This window comes from Synechococcus sp. SynAce01 (assembly GCF_001885215.1).
GTDB lineage: Bacteria > Cyanobacteriota > Cyanobacteriia > PCC-6307 > Cyanobiaceae > Regnicoccus > Regnicoccus frigidus.
Genome location: NZ_CP018091.1, coordinates 403,664 through 427,651 on the forward strand (window position 1 = coordinate 403,664; position 23,988 = coordinate 427,651).

23 protein-coding genes and 1 tRNA gene are annotated in these 23,988 nt (G+C 65.4%); 15 read left to right on the plus strand and 9 right to left on the minus strand.

What is annotated here, in order from left to right; genetic code table 11:
- Positions 1 to 136: 136 nt before the first annotated feature.
- Positions 137 to 208: transfer RNA gene (locus tag BM449_RS02135), tRNA-Lys, on the minus strand.
- A gap of 132 nt (positions 209 to 340) precedes the next feature.
- Here BM449_RS02135 and BM449_RS02140 point away from each other — a divergent pair.
- The 7 genes from BM449_RS02140 to BM449_RS02170 all read left to right on the plus strand — a co-directional run bounded on the left by BM449_RS02140 (position 341) and on the right by BM449_RS02170 (position 6,315).
- Positions 341 to 925: a gamma carbonic anhydrase family protein gene (locus BM449_RS02140; RefSeq protein WP_071799884.1), complete on the plus strand. Its 585-nt coding sequence runs from the start codon at positions 341 to 343 to the stop codon at positions 923 to 925.
- A gap of 78 nt (positions 926 to 1,003) precedes the next feature.
- Positions 1,004 to 1,126, plus strand: a complete 123-nt coding sequence (locus BM449_RS02145; RefSeq protein ID WP_071801869.1) for a photosystem II protein Y — start codon at positions 1,004 to 1,006, stop codon at positions 1,124 to 1,126.
- Positions 1,126 to 2,559, plus strand: a complete 1,434-nt coding sequence (gene trmFO, locus BM449_RS02150) for an FADH(2)-oxidizing methylenetetrahydrofolate--tRNA-(uracil(54)-C(5))-methyltransferase TrmFO (RefSeq protein WP_083544343.1) — start codon at positions 1,126 to 1,128, stop codon at positions 2,557 to 2,559. The genes BM449_RS02145 and trmFO overlap by 1 nt, the downstream gene beginning before the upstream one ends.
- 82 nt (positions 2,560 to 2,641) lie before the next feature.
- Complete coding sequence (locus tag BM449_RS02155; RefSeq protein WP_071799886.1) at positions 2,642 to 3,772, plus strand: choloylglycine hydrolase family protein; 1,131 nt, start codon at positions 2,642 to 2,644, stop codon at positions 3,770 to 3,772.
- A gap of 88 nt (positions 3,773 to 3,860) precedes the next feature.
- Positions 3,861 to 5,411: a carotenoid isomerase gene (gene crtH / locus BM449_RS02160; protein WP_071799887.1), complete on the plus strand. Its 1,551-nt coding sequence runs from the start codon at positions 3,861 to 3,863 to the stop codon at positions 5,409 to 5,411.
- Between the two features lie 66 nt (positions 5,412 to 5,477).
- The gene (locus BM449_RS02165; RefSeq protein ID WP_071799888.1) at positions 5,478 to 5,741 is read left to right on the plus strand and encodes a hypothetical protein; all 264 of its coding nucleotides are present in this window, start codon (positions 5,478 to 5,480) and stop codon (positions 5,739 to 5,741) included.
- A complete protein-coding gene (locus BM449_RS02170; RefSeq protein WP_071799889.1) occupies positions 5,734 to 6,315 on the plus strand; it encodes a hypothetical protein in 582 nt (193 codons plus the stop codon). Before BM449_RS02165 ends, BM449_RS02170 begins: the two co-directional genes overlap by 8 nt.
- A 1-nt stretch (position 6,316) precedes the next feature.
- Here the strand turns inward: BM449_RS02170 and BM449_RS02175 are convergent, their stop codons facing one another.
- On the minus strand, positions 6,317 to 7,036 hold the full coding sequence (locus BM449_RS02175) for a response regulator transcription factor (protein ID WP_071801870.1): 720 nt from the start codon (positions 7,034 to 7,036) through the stop codon (positions 6,317 to 6,319).
- A gap of 179 nt (positions 7,037 to 7,215) precedes the next feature.
- Here BM449_RS02175 and BM449_RS02180 point away from each other — a divergent pair, with 179 nt between their 5' ends.
- Complete coding sequence (locus tag BM449_RS02180) at positions 7,216 to 7,485, plus strand: DUF6761 family protein (protein WP_071799890.1); 270 nt, start codon at positions 7,216 to 7,218, stop codon at positions 7,483 to 7,485.
- Between the two features lie 25 nt (positions 7,486 to 7,510).
- On the opposite strand, the gene grxD is transcribed toward BM449_RS02180, so the two are convergent.
- The 4 genes from grxD to BM449_RS02200 all read right to left on the minus strand — a co-directional run bounded on the left by grxD (position 7,511) and on the right by BM449_RS02200 (position 9,446).
- A complete protein-coding gene (gene grxD / locus BM449_RS02185; RefSeq protein WP_071799891.1) occupies positions 7,511 to 7,834 on the minus strand; it encodes a Grx4 family monothiol glutaredoxin in 324 nt (107 codons plus the stop codon).
- A gap of 39 nt (positions 7,835 to 7,873) precedes the next feature.
- The gene (locus tag BM449_RS02190; protein ID WP_071799892.1) at positions 7,874 to 8,107 is read right to left on the minus strand and encodes a BolA/IbaG family iron-sulfur metabolism protein; all 234 of its coding nucleotides are present in this window, start codon (positions 8,105 to 8,107) and stop codon (positions 7,874 to 7,876) included.
- A gap of 75 nt (positions 8,108 to 8,182) precedes the next feature.
- Complete coding sequence (locus BM449_RS02195; protein WP_233831213.1) at positions 8,183 to 8,653, minus strand: hypothetical protein; 471 nt, start codon at positions 8,651 to 8,653, stop codon at positions 8,183 to 8,185.
- Positions 8,654 to 8,756: 103 nt separating this feature from the next.
- Positions 8,757 to 9,446: a 1-acyl-sn-glycerol-3-phosphate acyltransferase gene (locus BM449_RS02200; protein ID WP_071801872.1), complete on the minus strand. Its 690-nt coding sequence runs from the start codon at positions 9,444 to 9,446 to the stop codon at positions 8,757 to 8,759.
- A gap of 193 nt (positions 9,447 to 9,639) precedes the next feature.
- On the opposite strand from BM449_RS02200, the gene BM449_RS02205 reads away from it, so the two are divergent.
- Positions 9,640 to 10,389 carry a pyridoxine 5'-phosphate synthase gene (locus BM449_RS02205; protein ID WP_071799893.1) on the plus strand — a complete coding sequence of 250 codons (750 nt, stop codon included), beginning with the start codon at positions 9,640 to 9,642 and terminating at the stop codon, positions 10,387 to 10,389.
- Positions 10,386 to 10,721, plus strand: a complete 336-nt coding sequence (locus tag BM449_RS02210) for an MgPME-cyclase complex family protein (RefSeq protein WP_071799894.1) — start codon at positions 10,386 to 10,388, stop codon at positions 10,719 to 10,721. The genes BM449_RS02205 and BM449_RS02210 overlap by 4 nt, the downstream gene beginning before the upstream one ends.
- A gap of 16 nt (positions 10,722 to 10,737) precedes the next feature.
- Here the strand turns inward: BM449_RS02210 and BM449_RS02215 are convergent, their stop codons facing one another.
- Positions 10,738 to 10,917, minus strand: a complete 180-nt coding sequence (locus BM449_RS02215; RefSeq protein WP_145536639.1) for a hypothetical protein — start codon at positions 10,915 to 10,917, stop codon at positions 10,738 to 10,740.
- A gap of 115 nt (positions 10,918 to 11,032) precedes the next feature.
- The gene (locus BM449_RS02220; protein ID WP_071799896.1) at positions 11,033 to 11,362 is read right to left on the minus strand and encodes a hypothetical protein; all 330 of its coding nucleotides are present in this window, start codon (positions 11,360 to 11,362) and stop codon (positions 11,033 to 11,035) included.
- Positions 11,363 to 11,490: 128 nt separating this feature from the next.
- On the opposite strand from BM449_RS02220, the gene BM449_RS02225 reads away from it, so the two are divergent.
- Genes BM449_RS02225 through BM449_RS02240 form a run of 4 tightly spaced genes read left to right on the plus strand, consistent with a single transcriptional unit; the run spans position 11,491 to position 20,979 of the window.
- Positions 11,491 to 12,183 (plus strand): metallophosphoesterase, encoded by a 693-nt coding sequence (locus tag BM449_RS02225; RefSeq protein ID WP_071799897.1) that lies wholly within the window; start codon positions 11,491 to 11,493, stop codon positions 12,181 to 12,183.
- Positions 12,177 to 15,518 carry an exodeoxyribonuclease V subunit gamma gene (locus BM449_RS02230; RefSeq protein ID WP_071799898.1) on the plus strand — a complete coding sequence of 1,114 codons (3,342 nt, stop codon included), beginning with the start codon at positions 12,177 to 12,179 and terminating at the stop codon, positions 15,516 to 15,518. Before BM449_RS02225 ends, BM449_RS02230 begins: the two co-directional genes overlap by 7 nt.
- Positions 15,515 to 19,270 (plus strand): UvrD-helicase domain-containing protein, encoded by a 3,756-nt coding sequence (locus tag BM449_RS02235; protein ID WP_071799899.1) that lies wholly within the window; start codon positions 15,515 to 15,517, stop codon positions 19,268 to 19,270. The genes BM449_RS02230 and BM449_RS02235 overlap by 4 nt, the downstream gene beginning before the upstream one ends.
- Positions 19,267 to 20,979, plus strand: coding sequence for an AAA family ATPase (locus BM449_RS02240; protein ID WP_071799900.1), 1,713 nt, complete (start codon positions 19,267 to 19,269; stop codon positions 20,977 to 20,979). Before BM449_RS02235 ends, BM449_RS02240 begins: the two co-directional genes overlap by 4 nt.
- A gap of 19 nt (positions 20,980 to 20,998) precedes the next feature.
- On the opposite strand, the gene BM449_RS02245 is transcribed toward BM449_RS02240, so the two are convergent.
- Entirely contained in the window at positions 20,999 to 23,170 is a 2,172-nt protein-coding gene (locus tag BM449_RS02245) for a glutamine synthetase III (protein ID WP_071799901.1), read from the minus strand.
- Between the two features lie 155 nt (positions 23,171 to 23,325).
- On the opposite strand from BM449_RS02245, the gene BM449_RS02250 reads away from it, so the two are divergent.
- On the plus strand, positions 23,326 to 23,583 hold the full coding sequence (locus tag BM449_RS02250) for a hypothetical protein (protein WP_162922832.1): 258 nt from the start codon (positions 23,326 to 23,328) through the stop codon (positions 23,581 to 23,583).
- Positions 23,584 to 23,988: the final 405 nt, after the last annotated feature.

The following is a 23,988-nucleotide window of genomic DNA, read 5'->3' on the forward strand; positions in this document are numbered from 1 at the left end:
CGTCCACGGTGCCTGTGACGACTGATGGTGCGATTCGTGAGTTCAGGGCAGCGTTTCGTTCACTATCGGGTTGAGGGGCCCCTGCGAAAGCCTGCTGAAGCTGTCACGACAGCCCAGGCTCCCAGCTCAACAAAAATGGGTCGCCTGAGATTCGAACTCAGGACCAATCGGTTAAAAGCCGAGTGCTCTACCGCTGAGCTAGCGACCCGCCCGGATGGGCAGCCCTGACGGGCACCAACGGAACGTATCACGTGGACGGGGGGGAGTTGAAGCCCTTGCGATCGCCACCTTCAACAGCAGGCACCAACAATGGAAGCGCCCACACCTTTGCCCGTCGTCTGTGGCCGTCGAGTCTGCGCCGAACCAGGCTGACGCCGCCTGGCTCAGCCCCCGCCTGGATCCGGCCGCCTGGGTGCACCCCAGTGCCGTGGTGGAAGGGGATGTTCACCTGGCGGCCGGTGCCAGTCTCTGGCCGCTGGCCGTGGCCCGGGGCGATCTTTGCTCGATCGTGGTGGGGGAGAACAGCAATGTGCAGGACGGAGCGGTGCTTCATGGCGATCCGGGCCAGCCGGTGCTGATCGGCCGTGAAGTCACGGTGGGGCATCGGGCGGTGGTGCATGGGGCCGTTCTTGGCGATGGCTGCCTGATCGGCATCGGCGCCGTGGTGCTCAACGGCGTGACCGTGGGGGAAGGAGCCCTGGTGGCAGCTGGCGCCGTGGTCACAAAGCATGTGCCGGCCCGCACGCTGGTGGCGGGAGTGCCCGCCCAGCCCCGGCGCGAACTGAGCCTTGAAGAGGTTGCTGCCCAGCGGCAGCACGCCTTGCGGTATCGCGATCTGGCCGCCAGGCACGCCCGCCGTGGCGCCAACAACCCTGGCGGCCTAACAGGCGAACGGTCACGGGGCTCTGCGCCTGCCGATTGCTGAGATTTGGATCAACCCGACCCACTCGCCCGAGGCCACGCCCCCTGATCCCTAGGATCACAGCACGCTGACATGCAACTGATGGACGCTCGGCTCCTGCTGGTAACCGCTCCGATCCTGCTGGCCGTTGGCTGGGCGGTGTTCAACATCGGTCGGGCTGCGGTCGGTCAGCTGCAACTGATGCTCAAGCGCTCGCGCGCCTGATGGTGTTGGTCATCGGCGCCGGCCTGGCCGGTACCGAGGCGGCCTGGCAGATCGCCCGGGCTGGGGTGCCGGTCCGGCTGTTGGAGATGCGCCCGCAGCTGCGCTCACCGGCCCACCACAGCGCTGAGTTCGCCGAGCTGGTCTGCAGCAACAGTTTTGGGGCCCTCTCCCCAGACCGGGCCGCCGGCTTGCTTCAGGAGGAATTGCGCCGGCTCGGATCCACCGTGATCGGCACCGCCGATCGCCATGCGGTGCCAGCCGGCGGAGCGCTGGCCGTTGATCGTGGCCGCTTCAGCGCTGCCCTCACAGCGGCGTTGGAGCGCAATCCGTTGATCACCGTGGAGCGCGGCGAGCAGCGCGCACTGCCTGATGCCAACGAAATCTGCGTTCTGGCCACCGGTCCGCTCACCAGCGATGCTCTCGCCGAGCAGGTGCGGCTGTTCACCGGCCGGGACGACTGCCATTTCTTTGATGCCGCCAGCCCGATCGTGGAAGGGGAGGGTCTGGATCTCTCGGTGGCCTTCCGCGGTTCGCGCTACGACAAGGGCGATGCCGACTACATCAACTGCCCGATGGACCGTGGGCAATATGAGGCCTTCCGCGACGCCCTGCTGGCAGCGGAGCAGGCCGAGCTCAAGGATTTCGAAACAGAGAGCGCCACCTTTTTCGAAGGCTGCCTGCCGATCGAGGAGCTGGCCCGCCGCGGCGACGACACCATGCGCTACGGGCCGCTCAAACCGATCGGCCTCTGGGATCCGCGCTGGGGTGATCTCTTCGATCGCGAGGTGCGCCGGACCCGGCGGGCCTACGCGGTGGTGCAGCTGCGCCAGGAAGATCGCGACGGCCGGCTCTGGAATCTGGTGGGCTTCCAGACCAACTTGAAGTGGGCGGAGCAGAAGCGGGTCTTCCGGCTGATTCCTGGCCTGGAGAACGCCACGTTTGTGCGCTTCGGCGTGATGCACCGCAACACCTTCCTGGAGGCCCCCCAACTGCTGGAGCCCAGCTTGCAGTTCCGGCGGCGGCCCACCCTGCTGGCCGCAGGTCAGATCACCGGCACCGAGGGCTACGCCGCAGCGGTGGCGGGCGGCTGGCTGGCTGGCACCAACGCAGCACGACTGGCCCAGGGCCAGGAGCCGCTGCAACTGCCGCCCACCACCATGATCGGCGCCCTGATCCACTTCATCACCACAGCTCCGAGTGGCAAGTTTCAGCCGATGCCGCCCAACTTCGGTCTGATGCCGGAGTTGCCACAACGCATCCGTGACAAGCGCTCCCGCTACGGGGCCTACCGCGATCGCTCCTTGAAGGATCTGGAGCCCTTTGCAAACAGCACCGAGTCGGAACTGGACCCATCGGCATCAGAGGCAAGTGTCACTGGGCTTCAACAGGCCACGGCACTCCAAGCCGCCTCGGCGGCCCAGCTGATCAGTTGAAGCGAAGCAGGCGCTGAAATCGGATGAACCGGGTGAAATCACTCTTCTAGGAATATGATTGCCTCACCCACACCATCTCGCCATGCTCAAGTCGCGATTCGGCAACGCCGTCGCCATCACCTGCGGTGCTCTGCTGACCCTGAATCCGGGAACTCTGGCGCAGGCCTGCACAGGTGGGGCCCTGACTGCCGCCGATGGGGGCGTGGCTGTGGGACGCACCCTGGAATTCGGCAAACCGCTCGATTCCCAGATCGCCATCTGGCCAGCGGGAAGCCAGTTCACGGGATCGAGCAACCGTGGAAAGGGCCTGAGCTACACCTCCCGCTACGGATTCATGGGAGCCACAGCGGCTCAGTACACCGACATGATCCTCGATGGCCTCAATGAAAAGGGCCTCAATGTCGGTCTGTTCTATTTCCCCGGCTACGCCCAATACACCCCCGATGCCAAGGCAAGGCAAGAGCGCACCCTGGCCCCGGCCCAGTTGGGCGCCTGGCTTCTGGCCAATTTCGCCACGGTGGAAGAGGTCAGGGCCGGCCTCAAGAACGTGGATGTCACGGCCCAGGTGATCAGCCTGCTGGGTGAGGTGCCCCAGGTGCATTTCAAGGTGCAGGATGCCAGCGGCAAGAGCATCGTGATTGAGCCCCGCGATGGCCAGCTCCTGGTGCATGACAACCCCACCCGGGTTCTCACCAATTCCCCCACCTTCCCCTGGCAACTCACCAACCTCACCAATTTCATGAAGGCCAGCAGTGCCTACCCACCGCCAATCACAGTTGGTGCCCCTGGCGCAGGTGAGCTCAAGCTGGTGCCCTTCGGGATGGGAAGTGGCGGCTTTGGCTTACCCGGCGATTTCAGCCCGCCTTCCCGCTTCGTGCGCATGGTGTTCTTTACCCAAAACGCCGTGACCACCCCCACCACAAAGGCGGCGGTGGCCAACCTCTTCCACATTCTCAACAACTTCGACATCCCGATCGGTGTCGCCCGGCCGCCTTCCGGCACGGCGGAAGTGAGTCCAGACTTCACCACCTGGACGAGTGTTTCCAACCTCAAAGACCTCACCTTCAACTGGAAAACCTTCGGAGATCAGCGCGTAAAAACCATTGATCTGCGCCAGGCCCTCGCCGCCGCCAACGGCCAGTTGAAACTGCTGCCAATGGGCTCCCAGCAACCTGATGCCGTCAGTCCCACGCTCAACGTGCTGGTGAACTGAGCGCGGCAGCCGCCAAGCGGCCCGGTTCTGAAGGATTCGGCCCGGCACCCACTGAACGGCTTGGCTCGGCCTGGCTTGCCTCAGTCCTATGGTCGCTTTTATTGGCTTCAGCACAGCGGTGGACCGTCCCGAGTACGACGCGATTGTGATCGGCTCCGGCATCGGTGGGCTGGTCACCGCCACCCAGCTGGCGGTCAAGGGTGCCCGGGTGCTGGTGTTGGAGCGCTATCTCATCCCGGGCGGCAGCGGCGGCAGTTTCGAGCGCGAGGGCTACACCTTTGACGTGGGCGCGTCGATGATCTTCGGCTTCGGCGAGAAAGGTCACACCAACCTGCTCACCCGCGCCCTGGCCGCTGTCGGCGAACACCAGGAGACAATCCCCGACCGCTCCCAGCTCGAATACCACCTGCCCGATGGCCTCACCGTGGCGGTGGACCGCGACTACGACACGTTCATCGAGCGGCTATCCGCTCTCTTCCCCCATGAAGCCAGCGGCATCCGCCGCTTCTACGACACCTGCTGGAGCGTGTTTCGCTGTCTCGATGCGATGCCGCTGCTGTCGCTCGAAGACCCGGCCTACCTGGCCAAGGTGTTCCTTCAGCACCCCCTGGCCTGCCTGGGCCTGGCCCGTTGGCTGCCGGTCAATGTGGGCACTGTGGCCCGCCGGCACATCCAGGATCCGGCGCTGCTGAAGTTCATCGACATGGAGTGCTTCTGCTGGTCGGTGATGCCGGCGGATCTGACGCCGATGATCAACGCCGGCATGGTGTTCTCCGATCGCCACGCCGGCGGAATCAACTATCCGAAGGGAGGGGTGGGCAGCATCGCTGTCAAGCTCGCACGTGGCCTGGAGCGCCATGGCGGCGAGATCCGTTACAAGTCCAGGGTTAGGCGGGTGCTGCTGGAGCAAGGCCAGGCCGTGGGCGTCGAGCTGGCCGGGGGAGAAACGATCAGGGCCAAGCGGGTCATCTCCAACGCCACCCGCTGGGACACCTTCGGCTCCCTGGTTGAACCGGAGCAGATCCCAGCGCGTGAACACGTCTGGCGCAAGCGTTACAAGGCCTCGCCTGCCTTCCTGTCGCTGCATCTGGGGGTGGATGCCGGGGTGATCCCCGTTGACAGCCACTGTCACCACCTGCTGCTGGAATCGTGGGCCGAAATGGACGCCGAGCAGGGAACGGCGTTCGTTTCGATTCCCACCCTGCTCGATCCAGATCTGGCGCCAAGCGGCCATCACATCGTCCATGCCTTCACGCCCTCAGCCATGGAGTCCTGGAAGGGTCTGTCCCCAACGGCCTATCAGGAGGCCAAGCAGCGGGCCGCCGATCAGCTGATTACCAGACTCGAAGCGATCTTTCCCGGGCTTGGAGCGGCCATCAGCGTCAGGGAAGTGGGCACACCCCGCAGCCATCGCCGCTTCTTGGGCCGCCATCAGGGCAGCTACGGGCCGATTCCGGCACTGCGCCTGCCAGGCCTGCTGCCGATGCCGTTCAACCGCACAGGGATCCCGAACCTCTACAGCGTCGGAGATTCCTGCTTTCCCGGCCAGGGCTTGAACGCCGTGGCCTTCAGCGGCTTCGCCTGTGGCCACCGCGTCGGCGCCGATCTGGGCCTCAACCCCTGGGCCCTACCCGAGTAATTGCGCCAGATACACCACAGAAGCAAGAGAGCCTTTGTAAGATTGATGCAATTCGCAACAAATCCAATGGCTGCTGTCGCTCCCACCCCCGAAGAGCTTGCTCGCTACCTGGAGCAACAGGGTGCCATCAGCAAGCCTTGGCTGCTGCTGCAGCTCAGGCTCAGCAAGCTCAAGGAAGAGAAAGAGATGACAGGGATGGGCGGCGACGAATACCTACGTCGCATTCAAGACGCCCATCAAGACCTGATGCGGATCGGTACCTTCTGGAAAGGCCGTGAAGCCGAAACATTTGGAACCAGGGGAGGTTCGGTCCATCAAGGAGATGGTTGAGGCAGCGTCTGCTTGCGTCTCTTCTGCTTCGCTCCCGCAGCGCTACCCGATCGCGCCCCTGATCCGCCTCACGCTGATCACGCTCTATCTGGCCTTGGTGTTGCCCCTGCCACTCCTGGCTCCAGCGCCATTGCAGGCTTGGCTGCTCGCCGCTCTCCCCCTCGGTTTGGCCTTGGTTCTGGCGTTGCTGAGCGAAGAAGTCTGCCTGGACAGCGATGGCATCCGCGTCAGCCACCCACGTTGGTGCAGCTGGTTTTTACGTCGCGGCTGGCAGCTGGCATGGCCTGAGATCAGGGCGCTCGTCCCGGTCAGCACCAGTCAGAACGGAACGGTTTATTACGTCATGGCCAACGACCGGATGTCCTTTCTGCTGCCCCAGAGGGTGGCGCGATTCGAAGATTTCTTGATGCGCTTCGAAGTTGCGACCGGCCTCAAAACCACCACAATCCAACGTCTCACTCCCCCCTGGACCTACTGGACCCTCGCTGCCCTGAGTGGGCTGCTGCTCGGCGGCGAGCTGCTCACCTTCGCTTGGGCACCAGACCGGGTGATTCAGCTGGCGGGAGTCGGCTGAATCAACTGGCGTTGGCAACCTGACGCAATGAAGGGCTGTCGTTGACTGGGCTGTTGGCGTCCGGCAAGGTTTCGAGGCTGAAGCGATAGCCCTGTTGGCGCACCGTTTCAATTCCTCCTCCTTCACCAAGCCCGGCCAGTTCCAGCTTGCGCCGCAGGGTGAGCACCTGGGTATCGACGGAGCGTGGGCCCCCACTGAACGGTGGCCAGGCCATGCGCAGAAGTTCTTGGCGGCTGCGCACCATCCCCGGCGGCATCAACAGAGCGCAGAGCAGGGCGAACTCGCGGGGGCTGAGTTCAACGGGCTGGTCACGCAGCATCACCTGGCGCAACAGCAGATGGACCTCCAGGGGGCCAACGCAGACCCTCTCCTGCAGACCACTGCCACTTCGCCGCAACAGGCTTCGGCAACGGGCCGCCAGTTCTTCCAAGCCGAATGGCTTGCGTAAGACGTCGTCGGCACCGGCATCCAGCATCGCCACCACCGGATCGGCACCGGTTCGTGCCGTCAGCACCATCACCGGGCAGCGCAGATGGGCGGCCAGGCTGAGGGCTGAACTCTCCTCGAGCAACTCGGCACTGACCAACAGATCTGGAATCTGATCCTCACAAAGCTGAAGCGCTTCAGCAGGCGAGGCCACGGCAGCCGCCAGATAGCCGTCCTGACGCAGGCGCTGAGCCAGCACGGTGCGCAGGGTGGGATGGGGCTCCACAACAAGGATGCGCTTGAGGGCTGAAGCACCCTGACGTCGCTCAAGCCCGGCTGGGCCGGCGGCCGACGCACTGTGTTCAGGATTCTGGCTCGGCCTTGGCTCCACACGACATCCATGGGGAGCACTCAAGCTACTCGCTATTAAGCTGGTTACCGAGCTAACCGGTGCTTCGACTCCCGCCCCCTGCCATGACCGCGCTCCAGAATCCCGAAGCCATCAGGCATTTTCAGTCGCTTTGCGATGCCTGCCAGGGCTTGGTGAGCCGGTATCACAGCCCTTCGGAGCTGCGGCTCTATGCCGATGGCTACCTGCATGCCCTACGCCGAACCTCGGTACTTGACGCCCAGTCCCAGCGACGTCTGGAAGAACTGATCGATCGTTGGATTCTCGATCCCTCCTCTTTCATCGGCCCGGAAGGGGGCCTGAACGCCCTCTACGAGTCGGGAAGGGCCTATTAGGACCTAGCGAAGCGGAAGCGGCTGCTTAAGAAGCCAGGGCCACGGCGAAGGTTTCGCGCAGTTCACCGGAGTTGTACATCTCAATGAAGATGTCTGATCCACCCATGAACTCGCCATTGAGGTAGACCTGCGGAATCGTCGGCCAATCGGAGAACTCCTTGATGCCCTGGCGGATCTCAGGATCAGAGAGAACGTCGAAGCTTTCGAACGGCACGCTCAGAGCATTGAGGATCTGAACAACGTTGTTGGAGAAGCCGCATTGGGGCATCAGCTTCGTGCCCTTCATGAAGACAACGACAGTGCTGCTGCCAACCAAAGTCTTGATCCGTTGCTCGACGGCGCTATCCATGGTGGTCTGATGTGGGTGATAAGGGGATTGGAGGTGTACTCAGGCTGGAGGAGCCGTCTGAAGGGCCAGGGCATGGATGGCTTCGCTGGCCAGTTCGCTGCGAAGCGCCCCATAGACCAACTGGTGTTGCTTGATCCGGGAGAGGCCGGTAAACGCTGATGACACCACCTTCACTTGAAGATGGTCACCACCGCCGGTGAGGTCGTCGACTTCCACCTGGGCATCCGGAAGGCTGCCACAGATCGCCAACCTGACCTGATCCGGAAGGACCATTGCGATCTCCTGTCTGCTTTGAGCTGGAATCTAGAAGCTCCGCCGCCAATTCTGGCTGGCGGGCGGGCGGGAGTTTCAGTTGGCTGGTGTCGTTCCAGGGGCTGGCGTACCAGCGGTGTAGGGAGTGGTCGTGAAACCAAGCTCCACCAAAGCCTGGTAAGCCCTGCGACCTTCCTCGCGGGCCGGCGTCATCACCCTGACCACCTCGACCAGCAGGGGGACAGCCACTTCCGGCTCGTTCTGGCGCCGCAGCAGGGCCGCCAGGCGCAGGTTGGACTGGGCCAGGAGCTCCAGGGCTTCGCGACCTTTCTGGTCCATCTCCCTGGGGATCCTCGCGTCGAGGCCACGGAAGGCCCCGCTCAAGTCGCGGTAGAGACCCAGCAGGCGCAGGCTGACATCCCTGGCCAGGTCGTAGTCCTTGCGGGCTGCGGCGAGATCACCGCGGCTGACGGCGGCATCACCGCGGGCCAGCAAGGCATTGATCGAAGCCAGGTTGAAACTGATGCCTGTGCCTTCCAGAACCTTGGGGGGCTCGTTCTGGGCCAGAACCCCCGGCGCTGGGAAGAGGGGAAGGATGGCGGCAGCCAGGGCTAGGCCAAGGGCGGCAAGGGGCCGGCGCACGTTGGATCTGCATACATTCGGGGCGACTCTAAGGGGACAGGAACGGACGCCCCACCGCCTCGCGGGCCGCTTCCTCGGCTGATTGCATCGCCTCAGCCAGCTTTTCATTGAGGGCCTTCACCGCTGATCGCCCCTGGCCATTGACATGGAGCACGGAGCCAAAACACAGGGCCGCACGGCTGCGCCGCTCGGGTCTGACCTGGCTGTAGCCAAGCCCCACAGGCACAACCTGAACCACCACACCCTGGCTGGCAGCCAGCACCGCCAGCCTGGCCAGGCCCTGATGGAGCCGGATCGGTCCGTCCTGGCGCCGGATCTGACCTTCCGGAAACACCACCAGCTGCTGACCTGCCGCCAGCAGATCCACCGCGTAGCGCAATGTGGTGGTTCCAGGCTTGCCCTGGTCAACGGGGAAGCAGCCCAGCCGTTGCAGAAACCAGCCCTGGATCCCCTGCATTTCAGTGCGGGTCACCATGAAACGGCAATCACGCCCACTGACGCGGCGGCCAGCGGCCCTGGGAATCAACAAGGCATCCCAGCGAGCCCGGTGGGTGGGGGCGAGCAGCACCGCCCCCTGATGGGGCAGGTGATGGGCTCCGATCACCTCGATGGAGCGGAACTGGAAGGGCAGGGCCAGATCCTGGGTGCAAGCCATGGCCAGGGGAGCCCAGGCCGGGCTGATACCCGAGCAGAGCCGACGCTCACGGCGCAGCAGGATGCGGTCAGCTGAGGGCGAAGCGACCGGGGCCGCCGCTGCATCGAGGACCTCCTCCCGCGGATTCACTGCTATCTGCGCTTGCCTAACGCTTAAAAAGCTAGGGGGCCGAGCCCTGCAGCGATCATGCGCTCGGGCAGTTGCCGCAGCGGTCCGGGGTCGATCCATAGGATCCATTCAGTCATTGATCCCTGCCATGGCCAGCCTTGGCGTGAATATCGATCACATCGCCAATGTGCGCCAGGCCCGTAGGGCTCAAGAACCCGATCCAGTCACTCTGGCGCTGCTGGCAGAACTGGGCGGAGCCGATGGGATCACCGTTCACCTGCGCGAGGACCGCCGCCACATCCAGCTCAGGGACCTGGAACTGCTGCGCTCCACCGTGCGCAGCCGCCTCAACCTTGAAATGGCCGCCACAGCCGAGATGGAGGCCATCGCCCTGAGCATCCGCCCCGACATGGTCACCCTGGTGCCCGAGAAACGGGAGGAGGTGACCACCGAAGGGGGGCTCGATGTGGCCGCCCAGCTCCAACCACTGACCGCCCTGGTGCAACGCCTGCAGGCGGCCGCCATCCCCGTGAGCCTGTTCATCGATCCAGAGCCCGCCCAGCTGGAGGCCAGCCGGGGCTGCGCAGCCCGTTGGGTGGAGCTGCATACCGGTGCCTACGCCGATGCGGCCTGGGCCCAGCAACCCCTGCAACTCGCTCGCCTGCACGAGGCCACGTCATTAGCGGGCCAGCTCGGGCTGCGGGTGAATGCCGGTCACGGCCTCACATACCAGAACGTGGAGCCGATCGCCGCCATCGAGGGAATCGAGGAATTGAACATCGGCCACACGATCGTGGCTCGCGCCCTGGCCGTAGGCCTGCAAGAAGCGGTGAAACAGATGAAGGCGCTGGTCCAGAATCCGCGCCGTGTCCCCCTGTTCGGCGGCCTCTGCCCATGAGTGACCCTTCTGCTTGCACCTATTTCTTTGTGGCCGCCAGCGCCGCCTTCCTCACGGTCGAGGAACCGCTGGAAGAAGTGCTGCGCGAGCGGGTCCGTCACTACGCGGAACTGAACAAACCGATCGACTTCTGGCTGATTCGCTCGCCTGCCTTTCTGGCCGCCAGCGAACTTCAGGCCCTGGCGAGCTCCGTGCCATCCCCAAGCGCGGCAGTGGTTTCAACCGATCCCAAATTCATCAACTTCCTGAAATTGCGGCTTGAATTCGTGGCCAAAGGCAGTTTTGTGGCTCCCAGCGCATCCATACCCGATCCCCTGGCCACCTCCAACTAGCCAGCTGAATGACGAGCTAGGCGGCCTGCTGCTGCTTCTCCACCATCCAACCGGCCAGAACTTTTTGCTGGCAGGCATCCAGGGCCTGATCGCTCAAGAGGCGTTCGCGAAGGCGCTCGAGATCTTCGGGGTGGAGTTCACCATTGGGCTGCCAATGGAGATTGGTGGCGATCAAAGTGTTGACTTGCTGACGCATCTCCAACACATCGTGGCAGATCCCAGGGCGGCTCGAGACTCCAGATCCCCTGGAATTCCTGAAGAGATTCATGAAATCCGGTGGCTGCGCCGTCACTTTCTTCAGCGCAAGCCCCTCAGAACAAGCCCAGAAAGCGGCGGCGGCCTTCAGCTTCTGACTCCTTCTTCTGGTCTCGGCCGTCCTGCTGATGGCGGGGCCGTTGATCACCGATCGTCAACAGCGCTTCCTTGTTCTTCCACCAGACCCAGTCACGGATCGGCGGGGTGGCGAGCAGGTCGGCCCGGCTCAAGCGCAGGCCGAGCTTGGCGGAAGCCTCAAGCAGCACCTCCACCATGGCCTCCCCGTCGGCACAGGCGGCCAGGGCTTCATTGGTGCGTTTTGCGCCATTCAGCGCCTTGACCAGCAACTGGACCTTCTGGGAGACGGGCAGGGAAGCAGGATCCATCGGCCCGCAACGAAGGGGATTGAAACGTAGTACCAGCGCCGAACAGAGGCTGAGACGCTCTGGGCAGACAGAAGGGCGATCGAAGGGCGAGAATGAACGAGCGCGACACCAGCTAACGCGCATTTTTGATGGCGTTCCCGACGCAAAGGCTTCATCACTGGGTGATCGGGGATGTGCATGGATGCGCCCGCTCGCTGCAAGCCCTGATTGCCAGGCTCCCGATCCAGGACCGGATCATTCTTTGTGGTGATCTGATCAATCGCGGCCCCGAGATCGAGCGGTCGATGCAGCTGGGCTGGAATCTGGTCTGCAGCGGCAGGGCCGTCTGGCTGCGCGGCAACCATGAGCAGCGGCTGCTCTGCGCCCTGGAGCGCGGTGGAGGCCTGGCCAATTCCGAGCTGGCCGGATCCGACACCTTCCGCCAACTGGGAAACCGGCAGTGTGCGCTCTGGAGCAGCCGACTGACCAGCTTGCCCCGTGCCTACTGGGGCGACGGCTGGGTGGCGACCCACGCGGGCTTTGACCCGCTCACCTGGGCGCCTGATCTGGGCATTCGCTCCCGCTTCTGGGAGGCCTACGACGGCAGGTACGGAACAGTGATCATCGGCCACACGCCCCAACAGGAGGTGAAACGGCTCCAAAACGCCATCGTCATGGTCGACACCGGCGCCTGTTACGGCGGCCGGCTCACCGCCTATTGCCCTGAAACCGGCGCCAGCTTGAGCGTGCCCGGCAGCGAACAGGTCGAACGCAACGAACTGGCCGCTTTCGATCCCAACGCCGACCGGCGTGGGCGGCTTCTGACCTCAGGCCGTTGCTGACGGTCTTCCGCAGCAACCGGGCCGAATTCCTTGCCAGCGTGCTGGCCCAGCAACTGCTTCTCGATCCGCCTGGCCCCTGGGAGACGGTGCAGGTGGTAGTCAACACCTGGCCCACCAGTCGCTGGCTGGGCGAACAGCTGGCCGTCGAACTGGGCGGCATCGCCGCCAACCTGCGCTTTCCCTTTCCCGGCAGCCACCTCCGCCAGATCGTCAACCATCTGCTGGGCGACGATCCCGGCGGGGCCGATCCCTGGCGTGCCACCAACCTGGTCTGGCCACTGCTGGAGCTCCTGCCCGAACTGGTGGCAAGCGACAGCGCCGCCCTGCTGGCCCGCTGGCTCGAAGGGCGATCGGACCGGCAGGCCCTCGACGGGCCGCTCTGGCAACTGGGTCGGGCGATTGCCGATTCCTTCGACGACCTCAGCCTCTATCGCCCGGACCTCGAATCGGCCTGGCTGCAGGGCCTTGACCATGGCGACCGCGGCGGTGCCCTGCCGCCCCTGCAGGGCTGGCAGCCCCTGCTCTTCCGCCGCCTCCATGACCGCCTCGGGGTGAAGCCATTTGGGCTGCGGGTGATCGAGGCCATCGAACGGCTGGGCCAAGGCACCGCCCACACCGACGGACTGGTCGGCCCCCTGCGCCTGTTCGGCCTCAGCAGCAGCGCCCCGCTTCAGGTGCAACTGCTGCAAGCCCTCGCCGGCACCCTGCCGGTGGATCTCTACCTGCTCACGCCCTGCCGCGACCTATGGCAACGCTGCCGGAACCGGCGCCGCGAACTCAGTGATGCGATCGCCTTGGCGGAGCCCTTCGCGCTCGACTGGGTGGAGCAGGCCCCCGGCCTGGAGGCCCGCTTCGGCCGGCTCGGCGGCGAGTTCCAACAGCTCCTTGAGGGAACCGGCGAAGCCCAGCTGGGCCGCTCCAGCGAGCGCGATCTGTTTTTTCTGCCGGCGACGGCAGCGAGCGAGCAGGCCCGCCGTCCCGATCTGCTGGAGCAACTCCAGGAGCAAATGGTTGACACGGAGCCACACCAGCCCCTGAAGCTGGAGCCAGGAGATCAGTCGCTGGAGTTCCATCCCTGCCCGGGCCGGCTGCGCCAGGTGCAGATCGTGCGCGACAGGCTGCTGCAACTGATGGCGACTGACGCCAGCCTCGAACCACGCCACATCCTGGTGATGACGCCGGATGTGGATCGACTGGCCCCGTTGCTCGCCGCCGTCTTCGGCGACGCCGAAGCCACCGGCGTGCTGCTGCCCTGGCGGCTGACCGACCGCAGCCAACAGAGTGAGGCCGGCATCGCCGCAGCCCTGCTGCAACTGCTGAAGCTCGGAGGTGAACGCCTCACCGCCTCGGCCTTCCAGGCTCTGCTGGAGAGCGCCCCGCTGCAGGAGCACTTCCAGCTTGATGCCGCCGAAGCCGCTGAGCTCAATGGGGTTCTGCAGGCCTGTGGCTTCCGCTGGGGTCTGGCGGCGGGCCAGCGCAGCGGCGATGCCAGCCACAGCCTGGCCTGGGCGATCGACAGGCTCCTGCTTGGCCTGGTGCTACCCGATCGGCCCGGTGTGGCCGCCGGGGGCTGTGCGCCGCATCAGCTGGGCGGTGCGATCGAGCGGATCGGCCGCTGGATCCATCTGCTCACCAGCCTGCAGCAGGTGCTCACCGAACTGGACACGGCCCGCAGCAGCGGCGCCTGGGCGGAGCGTTTGCCCCTCCTGCTCAGCCGTCTGTTCGGCGATGGCGGCGAGCGGGGCTGGGAGCTGCAGCTGATCCGCGAAGCAATCGCTGAGTGGACGTTGTGCGCCGGCAGCTGCACGCTGCAGCTCACCGCCCCGGTGGTGGCGGCCGTGCTGGAAGAGCGGCTCTCCGCCGACAGCGGCCGCTTCGGCCACCGCAGCGGGGCCTTGACGGTGAGTGCTCTTGAGCCGATGCGCGCCATCCCCTACCGGGTGATCGCCCTGATCGGCCTTGATGCCGGCAGCTTCCCGCGCCTACGCCAGCGCCCCGGCTTTCACCTGATGGAGAAGCAGCGGCGGCTCGGTGATCCCAGCACGGCCGATCAGGACCGCTACGTGCTGATGGAGGCCCTGCTCTCGGCCCGGGACAACCTGCTGCTGTTCTGGAACTGCCGCGATGAACACAGTGGAGAGCAGCTGCCGCCTGCGGCACCGATTCGCCAATGGCTGGAGCTGCTGCGCAGCGAACTCGGCGAGCAAGCAGCGGCGGATCTGGTGATCGCCCACCGGGCCAATCCCCTCGATCGCCAGAACTTCCTGCCCAGCCACGGACGGGCTCCGGCCAGCTGTGATCGGCGTCTGCTCCGGGCGCTCGAACGGCTGGAGCAGCCCGAGGGGCGCCGGGCTGGAAGCGGGCCGCGGCTGACTCCGGCGGCCCCACTCGCCTGTCGCGGTGGCCAGAGCGAGGCGCCACCGAACCGGTCACTCCCCGCGGCCGAGACCTACCAGGCCCTGCGCGACTGGCTGGTGGCTCCCCAGGGGGAGTGGCTCAAGCAGCTCGGCCTGCGGCCGCGGGAATGGGTGGAGCCGATCGAGGATCTGGAGGATCTTGAACTCAGCGAGCGGCAGCGGGCCACTTTGTTGCGGCAGGCCTTGACCGAAGCCGGTTCGCCCATGCCAGCCGATCCACCTGACTGGAGCGAGCTCACCGCCGGGCGCGGCCTGCTGCCGCCCCACGCCGGCGCCGAACTGGAGCGGCAAGTCCTCGATCAGCGCTGGACTTCCCTGGGGGAGCTGCTCGCCAGCTTTGGAGAAGCCCGCCTCGAAACCCACCACTGGCCTGGCCTGAGCAGCGATCGGGAGGACGCCATGGAAGCAACCGTGTGCTGGCACGGCCAGCGTTTGGTTCTGCTCCAGACCAAACAGGCCCGTGCCGGCCACAGGCTGGAGCTGACACTGCAGTGGCTGCTGGCCATCGCCGCTGGCGCCCCTGGAGCGGAGGCCGTGCTCATCGCCCGCGATCAGAACAGCTTCAAGGAGCAGGAGCGGTTGCGGGCCCCGAGCCCTGCCGACGCCAGCGCACACCTCCAGCAATGGCTGGAGTGGCAGCGACAGCACCGGCCGTGCTGCTGGCCGGTGCCGCCCAGCAGCGGCTGGGCCTATGCCGCCGCGGAGTGGAAGAAACCCGGCAGCGGAGCCGCCAAGGCACGCACGGAATGGGAGGGCAGCGATTTCGGCGGCCACGCCGAGCGGGAGGAGGAGGTCATGGCCCTCTGCTTCGGATCCAGCACCCCGTTTGATGAGCTGCAGGAGGGAAGGTTTGGTCCCTTCACAGACCTGACCACGGCGCTGCACACTCCCCTGCTTGAGCTGGGGAGCAGGCCATGACAACCGAAGTGGCCCAGGCCAGCAACGATCGGGGCCATCAGGATCCAGGCTCCGACTTCCAGCCCAACCAGCTGCCCCTTGGGACCGGTGTCGTGCTGCTGGAGGCCAGCGCCGGCACCGGCAAGACCTTCGCCCTGGCCCACCTGGTGCTGCGGCTGGTGGCGGAGCGGGGTTTGCCCCTGCGCGAACTGCTGGTGGTCACCTTCACCGAGGTGGCCGCCGCCGAGCTCAAGGACAGGATCGGGCGGCGCCTGGAGCAGGCCCTACGCGGCCTGGAGCCAGCTGCGGCGAGCCAGCGCCCCAGCGGCGATGGCGTACTCGGCGAATGGCTGGACCAGCGGGCAGGGACGGGCCCGGGGTCTGAGCAGGCAACCAAACAACTGCGGGCCCGCCTGCTACTCGCCCTTGAAGACCTCGATGCCGCTGACATCACCACCATCCATGGCTTCTGCCACCGCACCCTGCGCCGCCACGCCCTGGAGGCCGGCCTGGGACCGGAGTTGGAGCTCGAATCCGATGCCAACCGACTGATCGAGCAGACCTGCCACGACTACTGGCAGCAACAGGTTCTGCCGTTGCCGGCCCATTGGCTGGAGGGTCTCAAGCGCCAGGGCCTGGGCCTGAACCAGCTGCGGCAGCGGCTCAGCAAACTGGAAGACAATCCAGCCCTGGCCCTGCCCGCCCTGCCGCCAGGCTTCGTGGCCGATCAGCCGTTGGGCGATCAGCTCACGGCCTACTGGAGCGAGCTATGGCCCCGGTTCTGCGAACAGTGGCAGCAACGGGGCGAGCTCCTTTACGCCGCCTTGAAAGAGGCCCCCGTCCACTGGATTTCGCTGGGAGCCCGAAGCGATAAGACCTACCCGGCCAAGCCCAGGAACGACCGTCACCAAGCGGTTTCGGCCTGGCTGAAGGCCCAGGCGACAGCTGGGAGCCACGCCCAGGGCGGGGACACCTATGCCGCGCTGGTGGCAGGCGACAACCCCCTCAAGACCTATTTCCACCCGGGGCCGTTCACCAAGGCAGCGAGCCCCTGGGAAGGCCCTGAGGTGTCCCTGCCAGAGCGGCCCCTGATGGAGGCGGTGGCGGCCCTGGTGGATGGACCTGCCGAGGCCGCCCAGCTGCACTTCGCCCACTGGGCTGTGCGCGAACTGCGCCAGCGGCGCCAGCGCAGCGGCCGGATGGGGTTCGGGGATCTGCTCACCGCCCTCGATCCCGGCCCCGAAGGCCAGGAGCACGGCGAACTGATCGCCGCGATCGGGGGGCGCTACCAGGTGGGGCTGATCGACGAATTCCAGGACACCGATCCACTGCAGTGGCGCATCCTGCGCCAGGCCTTCAGCTGCCCGGACCGTCACCTGCTGGTGATGGTGGGAGATCCGAAGCAGGCGATCTACGGCTTCCGCGGCGGAGATCTGGGCACCTACCAGGCCGTGCGCCACTCCACCGAGAGGGTGGTCGCCCTGCGCCAGAACTTTCGCTCCTCAACGGCTTTGGTGGAGAGCCTCAACCGGCTGATGGAGCCCGGCCTGGTGCGCTCCGGCCTGCGCGTGCCGGCGGTGGTGGCCCAGCGCAGCGGCGGCCTCCAGCTGACCCTGCCCCCAGGCAACTCCCCCCTGCAACTGCTCTGGCTGGGGGAGGGATCGCGCAGCGAGCTGGAGCGGGGGCTGCCCGAGCAGATCGGGAGGCTTGTTCTGGAATTACTGGAACGGGGCATCGAGGTGCGCGAGGGCGACCAGCGGCGCGGCCTGCTGCCGGAGGACATCTGCCTGCTGGTGAGCCGCCACACCCAGGCCGAATTGCTGCGCCAGGCCCTCGAGCAACGGGGCATCGCCAGCCGGCTGGTGAGCAAGGCCGATCTGTTCCAGAGCGAAGGAGCAGCGGTGCTGCAACGGTTGCTTGATGTCCTTGCCGAACCGGGCAGCGAACGGCGGCGGCGCTTGCTGGCCGCCTCGCCCCTGCTGGGCTGGAGCGCCGAAACGATCGCCCAGGCACCGGCCAGCGCCTGGGAGTCGCTGGCGGAGCGGCTGGTCCGGTTGAGCGCCATCGCCACCAACCGCGGCCTGCTGGCGGCCCTCGGGGAACTGATCAGTCCCGAGGTCATGGCCGGAATCGTGCTCAGCGGCAGGCTCCTCGCCGACCTGCAGCAGGGCGCCGAGCTGGTCCAAGAACGCATGCACCAGGAGCGCCTGAGCGCCGCCGCTACCGCCGACTGGCTGCGGCGACGGCGGCACCATCCACCCCTGAGCCCACCGCAGAACCACCAACCCAACAGCGCCGCAGTCCAGTCGGCCGTGGCCATCGTGACCATGCACCGCAGCAAGGGCCTGGAGTTTCCTGTGGTGATCTGCCCGTATCTCTGGCAGGCCCCGACCAGCGGCAGCAGCCGCAGCAACAACAACGCCTGGCCCCATCGCAATCCCCACTGGGGCCCGGGGCTCGCCGCCCAGACTGCCGCCGATCAGGCCAGGCGTGAGGAAGCCGAACGGCTGGCCTACGTGGCCGCCACCCGGGCGATGGAGCTGCTGATCCTGGGCTACGGACCCGCCAAAGACCAGCAGTCCAACCCGCTGGAGCCCTGGCTCGTCGATCAGCGGGCCTGTGGCCGCAAGGGGCTGGACTCCCTGCAGCAGATCGCCTTGCCAACGGAGGCGCACAAGAGACAGCGCTGGCAGCCTCCGGCCCAGATTGGGAGTCCCGCCACTGGCCCGATCCCCGAGCGCCCCCTCGCCAGCGGCTGGGGTCGCAGCAGCTATTCCAGCTGGACCCACGGCGCCTCCTCGGCCCAGGGGGCCGCCGCTGGCCTCATCCCCCCCAACCTGGAGGAGGGCCGTGACACCGATGCGATCACCAGCGCAGAAAGCCAGGCAGGGGAGGAATCGGCCCTGGCCGATGAGCAACAACCCTCGCCGGCCGATGGCTGGTCTGCGCTGGGGCCCCTCGCCTTCTTCCCTCGCGGAGCCTCGGCCGGCGATTGCCTGCACCGCATTCTCGAGCGGGTGGATCACCAGCTCCCGGCCGCCGATCCAGGCAACAACCAGCAGGTGGAGCTTGAGCTACAGCGAGCCGGCATCGGGGCTGAGCACCACGAAGCTGTTCTGAGCTTTCTCGATCAGCTGCGTCTCACTCCGGTGGGCGGTGCCCTCGGCGATTTCCAGCTCTCCGGGCTGCCGGTGAGCCGGCGGCTCAATGAAATGAACTTCGACCTCCCCCTGGCCGGTGGGCCAGGGCAACTGGTCCGGGCCGCCGGCCTGGCCCGGGTGTTCCGGGATCACCCCTGCCGTGGCGGCGAGGGCTACGGCGATCAACTGGCGAGCCTGGAGGTGGCCAGCCGCGGCTTCCTCACCGGATCGATGGATCTGATCTTCACCGCCCCCGATCCCAGCGGCCAGGAACGCTGGTGGGTGGCCGACTGGAAGAGCAACTGGCTCGGCGTGCGCGATGGGGCCGGCCAACCCCTGGCCTGCGGGCCGCAGCACTATGGCCAGGCCGCCATGGAGGGGCTGATGGTCGCCAACCACTACCTGCTGCAAGGCCATCTCTACCTGGTGGCCCTGGATCGCTACCTGCGCTGGCGGCAGCCTGGTTACCAGGCCGAGCAACACCTCGGTGGCTACCTCTACGTGTTTCTGCGGGGGGTGCCCGGCCCCCAGGCCGCGATGGTGGCTCAGTCGATCCCAGGAATGCTGGTTGAAACGGTTGATCTGGCCAGGCTCGCAGCACTCGACACCCTGCTGCGCGAAGGGCAGCCATGACCAGCTCTTCCCATTCTCCAGCTCCATCACCCCAGTCCCGTCCCTGGCTGGGGCCGTTGGCAGACGCCTTGGCCGAGGCGCTGCCCCGGCTCTACGGCGTCCAGCCCGATCCGCTTGTGCGCGAGCTGATCGTCGCCCTGACGGGCGCCCTGGAACGGGGGGAACTGGAGCTGTCTCTGCAGGGACCGCCGCCGGAGGGGGTGACAGCCGCCGCCTGGCCCCAGGGCCACAGCGACGCCCTGGAGCGATCTGGACTGGCCCAGGAATGCAACGCCGCCACCGGAGCGCTGCCGCCACTGCTGCGCACCGGCCAGGGGGTGGGCTGGCGCCTGTGGCAACAGCAGCTGCAGACCCTGCTGGCCGAGCTGGAGCAACGGGCCCAGGCCGGGCTGGCGGAACCGATTGCGGACGACGCGCAACAGGAAGCCGTGGAGGCAGCCGTCCGCCGCGGTGGCCTAGATCAGCAGCAGCGACAGGCCGTGCAGGGGCTGCTGAAGCATCGCTTCGTCCTGCTTGGCGGCGGTCCGGGCACGGGAAAAACCGCCACGGTGGTGCAGATGCTGGCCGCGGTTCTCAGCCTCAGGCCCCAGCTGCGCGTTCACTTATCTGCCCCAACAGGAAAAGCGGCGGCACGGCTCAAACAGGCGATCGACAGCCGCTCCGCCTCTTTGCCAGAGACGTTGGCGGGCCAGCTGGCTGGCCTTCCCTGCACCACCCTGCATCGCTTGCTGGAGAGCCAGGGGGAACGCTTCGGCCGCCATCGCCAGCACCCTTTGGCCTTGGATCTGGTGGTAGTGGATGAGGTGTCGATGCTGGATCTGACCCTGGCCAGCGCCCTGCTCGAAGCCCTGCCGGAGCAAGCCCAGCTGCTGCTGGTGGGAGATCCAGACCAGCTCCGGCCAGTCGGACCAGGGGCCATCCTCTGCGCATTAGATCAGCCGGAGCAACGCCGTGGGCTTGGCGAGGCCGCCATCACACTCACCACCACCTACCGCAATCAGGGTGCGATCGCCGCCGTTGCCAATCGGCTGCGCCAAGGGGATCGCCAGGCCGTGCTCGATCAACTCGAGCAGCTGGGAGCCAACGACAACATCTCCTGGCTGCGCTGCGCGCCCCCCAGGCTGCCGGCTGAACTCAAGGTGCGCATGCGAGCGCAGCGGGAGGAGCTGGGCCAACGCGCCAGGGCTTTCAGCCCAGAAAGCCCTGGCAGCGCTGCAGCAGGAACGGCCCTGCTGCTGCAGTTGGAGGCCTTCGTGGTGCTCTCGCCCCTGCGGCGAGGCCCCTGGGGTACAGAAGAACTCAATCGGCTGCTGCTCGAAGACCAGGGCGGGCGAGGTGCCGCCTCCTGGCCAATCGGCACGCCGGTTCTTTGCACCCGCAACCAGCCCGGCGAGGATCTGGCCAATGGCGATGTCGGCGTGGTCGTGGCAACAGCCACAGGCCGAGCAGTGCTGTTCCCAGGGCTGGGCGGCAACAATCAACAAGACCTGCGGCTGGTTCACCCGGCCCTGCTGGAGGGGGCGGAAGCCGCCTTCGCCCTGACCATCCACAAGGCCCAGGGCAGCGAATATGCCGCTGTGGGCCTTGTGGTGCCCCGCTCAGAGGTCGGGGAGTGGCGTGGCCTTTACACCGGATTGACCCGGGCCAGGCAGGAGGTTGTCTTGGTCACCCCCCAGGATCCAGGCTGGCTGCCTGAACTCCTGGCTTAGAGGGCAGAGGCGGAATGAATCAGCGGAAAAACAGCAGCTCCTGGTAGGTGGGCAGGGGCCAGACGGAGTCGTCAACCAACGTCTCCAAGCTGTCCACGGATGTCCGGAGGGTGTCCATCAGGGGCAGAAGGGTGTTGGCGCAGTAATCCATGTGGGCTTGAACCTCGCCATGGGGAGAAGAGCCGATCGCGCTCTCTAGGGCCGCGCAGGCCTGCATCAGCTCCTGGCTAAGGCCGGAGATTTTGCCAGCCAAGGCCTTGTCAGGGGAGAGGCCCAAGGTTTCCTGATGATTCAGGGAATTGGCCAGATCACCGAGGTAGGTCATCACCGCTGGATAGATCTGGGTGCGTGCCATCTGCAGGGCAACTTTGGCCTCCACTTCGATCGCCAGAACGTACTGTTCGGCATAGACCTCAAAGCGACTTTCCAGCTCCACAGGGCTCAGCACCCCTTCACTGGCAAACAATTCGCGGACATCAGGGCGTTGCAGCACGGAAAGAGCTTCGGCAGTGTTGTGAAGGTTCTCCAACCCTCTCTCCTCAACGGCCATGTGGTGCCACTCCTTGGAGTATCCATCTCCCCCGAACACAACAGAGCCATGCTTCTCCATGATCCCCTTGAGGACGGAGATTGCAGCGATTTCGAGCGATTCACCAGCGGCTATTTTCGCCTCCACTTCACTAGAAATAAAACGGAGCGAATCAGCCAGGATGGTGTTCATCGCCACCAGCGGGCCAGCCACTGACTGGTTGGAGCCGACGGCGCGGAATTCGAAGCGGTTGCCGGTGAAGGCAAAGGGCGAGGTGCGGTTGCGATCGCCTGGATCTTTGGGGAATTCCGGCAGAGTGTCGACACCGAGTTGCATCAGGCCGGCAGAAACCGAACTGGTGACTTCGCCGTTGAGAATCTGCTTGTAGACCCCTTCGAGTTGGCTGCCGAGATAGACCGAAATGATCGCCGGCGGCGCCTCGTTAGCCCCGAGGCGGTGATCATTGCCCGCGGTGGCGACAACGGCTCGCAGCAGCGGACCATAGAGGTGCACGCCCCGAATCACAGCCCCGCAAAACAGCAGAAACTGCATGTTTTTGTCGGGGGTGTCGCCGGGGTCGAGCAGGTTTCCCTGGGTGGCATTGCCCACGGACCAGTTGACATGCTTACCGGAGCCGTTGATGCCCTCAAACGGCTTCTCATGCAACAGGCAGTTCATGCCGTGCTTGCGGGCCGTATTTTTCAGCAACGTCATGGTGAGCTGCTGGTGGTCAGTGGCCACGTTGGCGGCCTCAAAGAAGGGAGCCAGCTCGAACTGCCCTGGAGCCACTTCGTTGTGGCGTGTCTTGGCGGGGATGCCGAGGGTGTACATCTGGCGCTCGACGTCCTGCATGAACACCTGCACCCGTTGGGGGATGGCGCCGAAGTAGTGATCGTCGAACTGCTGCCCCTTGGCCGACGGAGAGCCGAACAACGTGCGGCCGGCCAGCAGGAGATCGGGACGCAGTGAAACGAAAGCGCTGTCGACCAGGAAATATTCCTGCTCAGCGCCACAGCTTGAATTGACCGGGGCCACGTCTTGGTACCCGATCAATTTGAGCAGGCGTTGGGCCTCGCGATTCATCGCCGCGTTGGAGCGCAGCAAGGGGGTTTTCTTGTCAAGAGCTTCTCCTGTCCAGGAGATGAACACCGTGGGGATGCAAAAGGTGACCCCGTTCGGGGTTTCCATCAAGAAGGCAGGACTGGTGATGTCCCAGGCGGTGTATCCCCGGGCCTCAAACGTGGAGCGAATACCGCCGTTGGGGAAGGATGACCCATCGGGTTCGCCTTGCACCAGGACCTTGCCGGTGAACTCGGTAATGGTCGAACCGTCACCTTGAACTGAAATGAAGCCGTCGTGCTTCTCAGCGGTGCAGTTGGTCAGTGGGTAAAAAACGTGGGCGTAATAAAGCGCGCCCCGGCCGGTTGCCCACTCCTTCATGGCCTGGGCCACCACGTTGGCGACCGTAACGTCGAGCTTGCCGCCTTCCTTGATCGTTTTCTGTACCGACTTGAAAACTTCCTTCGGCAACGCCGCCTTCATCTTGGCTAGATCGAAAACGTCATGGGCCCAGAGGTCCTGGAGAGGGGCATTGGGAGCCGTTGTCGCCGCCGGACGATCCTGGATCGTCTGAAAAGCGGAGAGACGCTGCGCGCTGGGCATGGGTCGAGAAAGTGATCTGTGAGGCATCCTTGGTGCCAGGCTGCCGGCGGGATGAAGCCGTTGCTACCGATCAGATCGCAGCCGATCGGGCAGAGAAGAGGCCCGGACCCCAAGGGTTGCTAAAGCAAGGCAACCAAGGAGGCTCTCCGGCGCTGATGGGACAGACTGAACGGGTTGCTCGACGCACCCCGATGATCCGTTACTACCTCCTGCTTCCGGATCCAAAGGGTGGCGAAGCCACGCTCGGCCGCATGCTCGACGACCGCTCCGAGGCCTGCTTTGACATTGCGGCCACTCCACCCGGCTGGCAGACATGCAGCAACCAGATCCAGAGACGGCTGCATTCCCACGACAAGATTGCCGAAATCAGCCTGGCGCGTGCCCAGGCCTGGCTTCCGTCGGCCTTTGCCTGAGTTCAACCAGTCCAACGCACCCGGCGCCAGAACTGCTCCAGACTACTGAGGCCATGCTGAACGGCGGTCCGAGTCAGCAGCCGGGTGTCAACAGTTCTGAGTTAACAGCTCTGAGTCAAGACTTCTGAGTTAACAGCTCGGACTCAAAGCTTCCAATCAGCAGGCCCTGCCCCACGGACGCATGAAGGCCATCCGGAATCGGGAAGGCCATCTCGATTCGGCTACCCGAAATGTTGCCATCAGAAGCAGACGTAAAAGTGAGGGAATCCTCAAAGCCATGCGCTTTTGCGGGGCTCAGCGCAACCCGCGGGTAATCAGTGATACAATGATTACTCACCCTTTGATAAAGGGCAAGGCAGTCTTGCATCAGGTCGAATCGGCCAGAGATTGGGATCACTGCCGGCC

Bases quoted from the DNA above. Each gene is read 5' to 3' on its own strand.
- trmFO (WP_083544343.1), top strand. From the start codon at position 1,126: ATGGTGTTGGTCATCGGCGCCGGCCTGGCCGGTACCGAGGCGGCCTGG.
- BM449_RS02250 (WP_162922832.1), top strand. From the start codon at position 23,326: ATGGGACAGACTGAACGGGTTGCTCGACGCACCCCGATGATCCGTTAC.
- BM449_RS02210 (WP_071799894.1), top strand. From the start codon at position 10,386: ATGAGTGACCCTTCTGCTTGCACCTATTTCTTTGTGGCCGCCAGCGCC.
- BM449_RS02220 (WP_071799896.1), bottom strand. From the start codon at position 11,362: ATGGATCCTGCTTCCCTGCCCGTCTCCCAGAAGGTCCAGTTGCTGGTC.
- BM449_RS02190 (WP_071799892.1), bottom strand. From the start codon at position 8,107: ATGGTCCTTCCGGATCAGGTCAGGTTGGCGATCTGTGGCAGCCTTCCG.
- grxD (WP_071799891.1), bottom strand. From the start codon at position 7,834: ATGGATAGCGCCGTCGAGCAACGGATCAAGACTTTGGTTGGCAGCAGC.
- BM449_RS02165 (WP_071799888.1), top strand. From the start codon at position 5,478: ATGGCTGCTGTCGCTCCCACCCCCGAAGAGCTTGCTCGCTACCTGGAG.
- BM449_RS02245 (WP_071799901.1), bottom strand. From the start codon at position 23,170: ATGCCCAGCGCGCAGCGTCTCTCCGCTTTTCAGACGATCCAGGATCGT.
- BM449_RS02155 (WP_071799886.1), top strand. From the start codon at position 2,642: ATGCTCAAGTCGCGATTCGGCAACGCCGTCGCCATCACCTGCGGTGCT.
- BM449_RS02225 (WP_071799897.1), top strand. From the start codon at position 11,491: ATGGCGTTCCCGACGCAAAGGCTTCATCACTGGGTGATCGGGGATGTG.
- BM449_RS02235 (WP_071799899.1), top strand. From the start codon at position 15,515: ATGACAACCGAAGTGGCCCAGGCCAGCAACGATCGGGGCCATCAGGAT.
- BM449_RS02240 (WP_071799900.1), top strand. From the start codon at position 19,267: ATGACCAGCTCTTCCCATTCTCCAGCTCCATCACCCCAGTCCCGTCCC.
- BM449_RS02145 (WP_071801869.1), top strand. From the start codon at position 1,004: ATGGACGCTCGGCTCCTGCTGGTAACCGCTCCGATCCTGCTGGCCGTT.
- BM449_RS02170 (WP_071799889.1), top strand. From the start codon at position 5,734: ATGGTTGAGGCAGCGTCTGCTTGCGTCTCTTCTGCTTCGCTCCCGCAG.
- BM449_RS02205 (WP_071799893.1), top strand. From the start codon at position 9,640: ATGGCCAGCCTTGGCGTGAATATCGATCACATCGCCAATGTGCGCCAG.
- BM449_RS02215 (WP_145536639.1), bottom strand. From the start codon at position 10,917: ATGCGTCAGCAAGTCAACACTTTGATCGCCACCAATCTCCATTGGCAG.
- BM449_RS02180 (WP_071799890.1), top strand. From the start codon at position 7,216: ATGACCGCGCTCCAGAATCCCGAAGCCATCAGGCATTTTCAGTCGCTT.
- crtH (WP_071799887.1), top strand. From the start codon at position 3,861: ATGGTCGCTTTTATTGGCTTCAGCACAGCGGTGGACCGTCCCGAGTAC.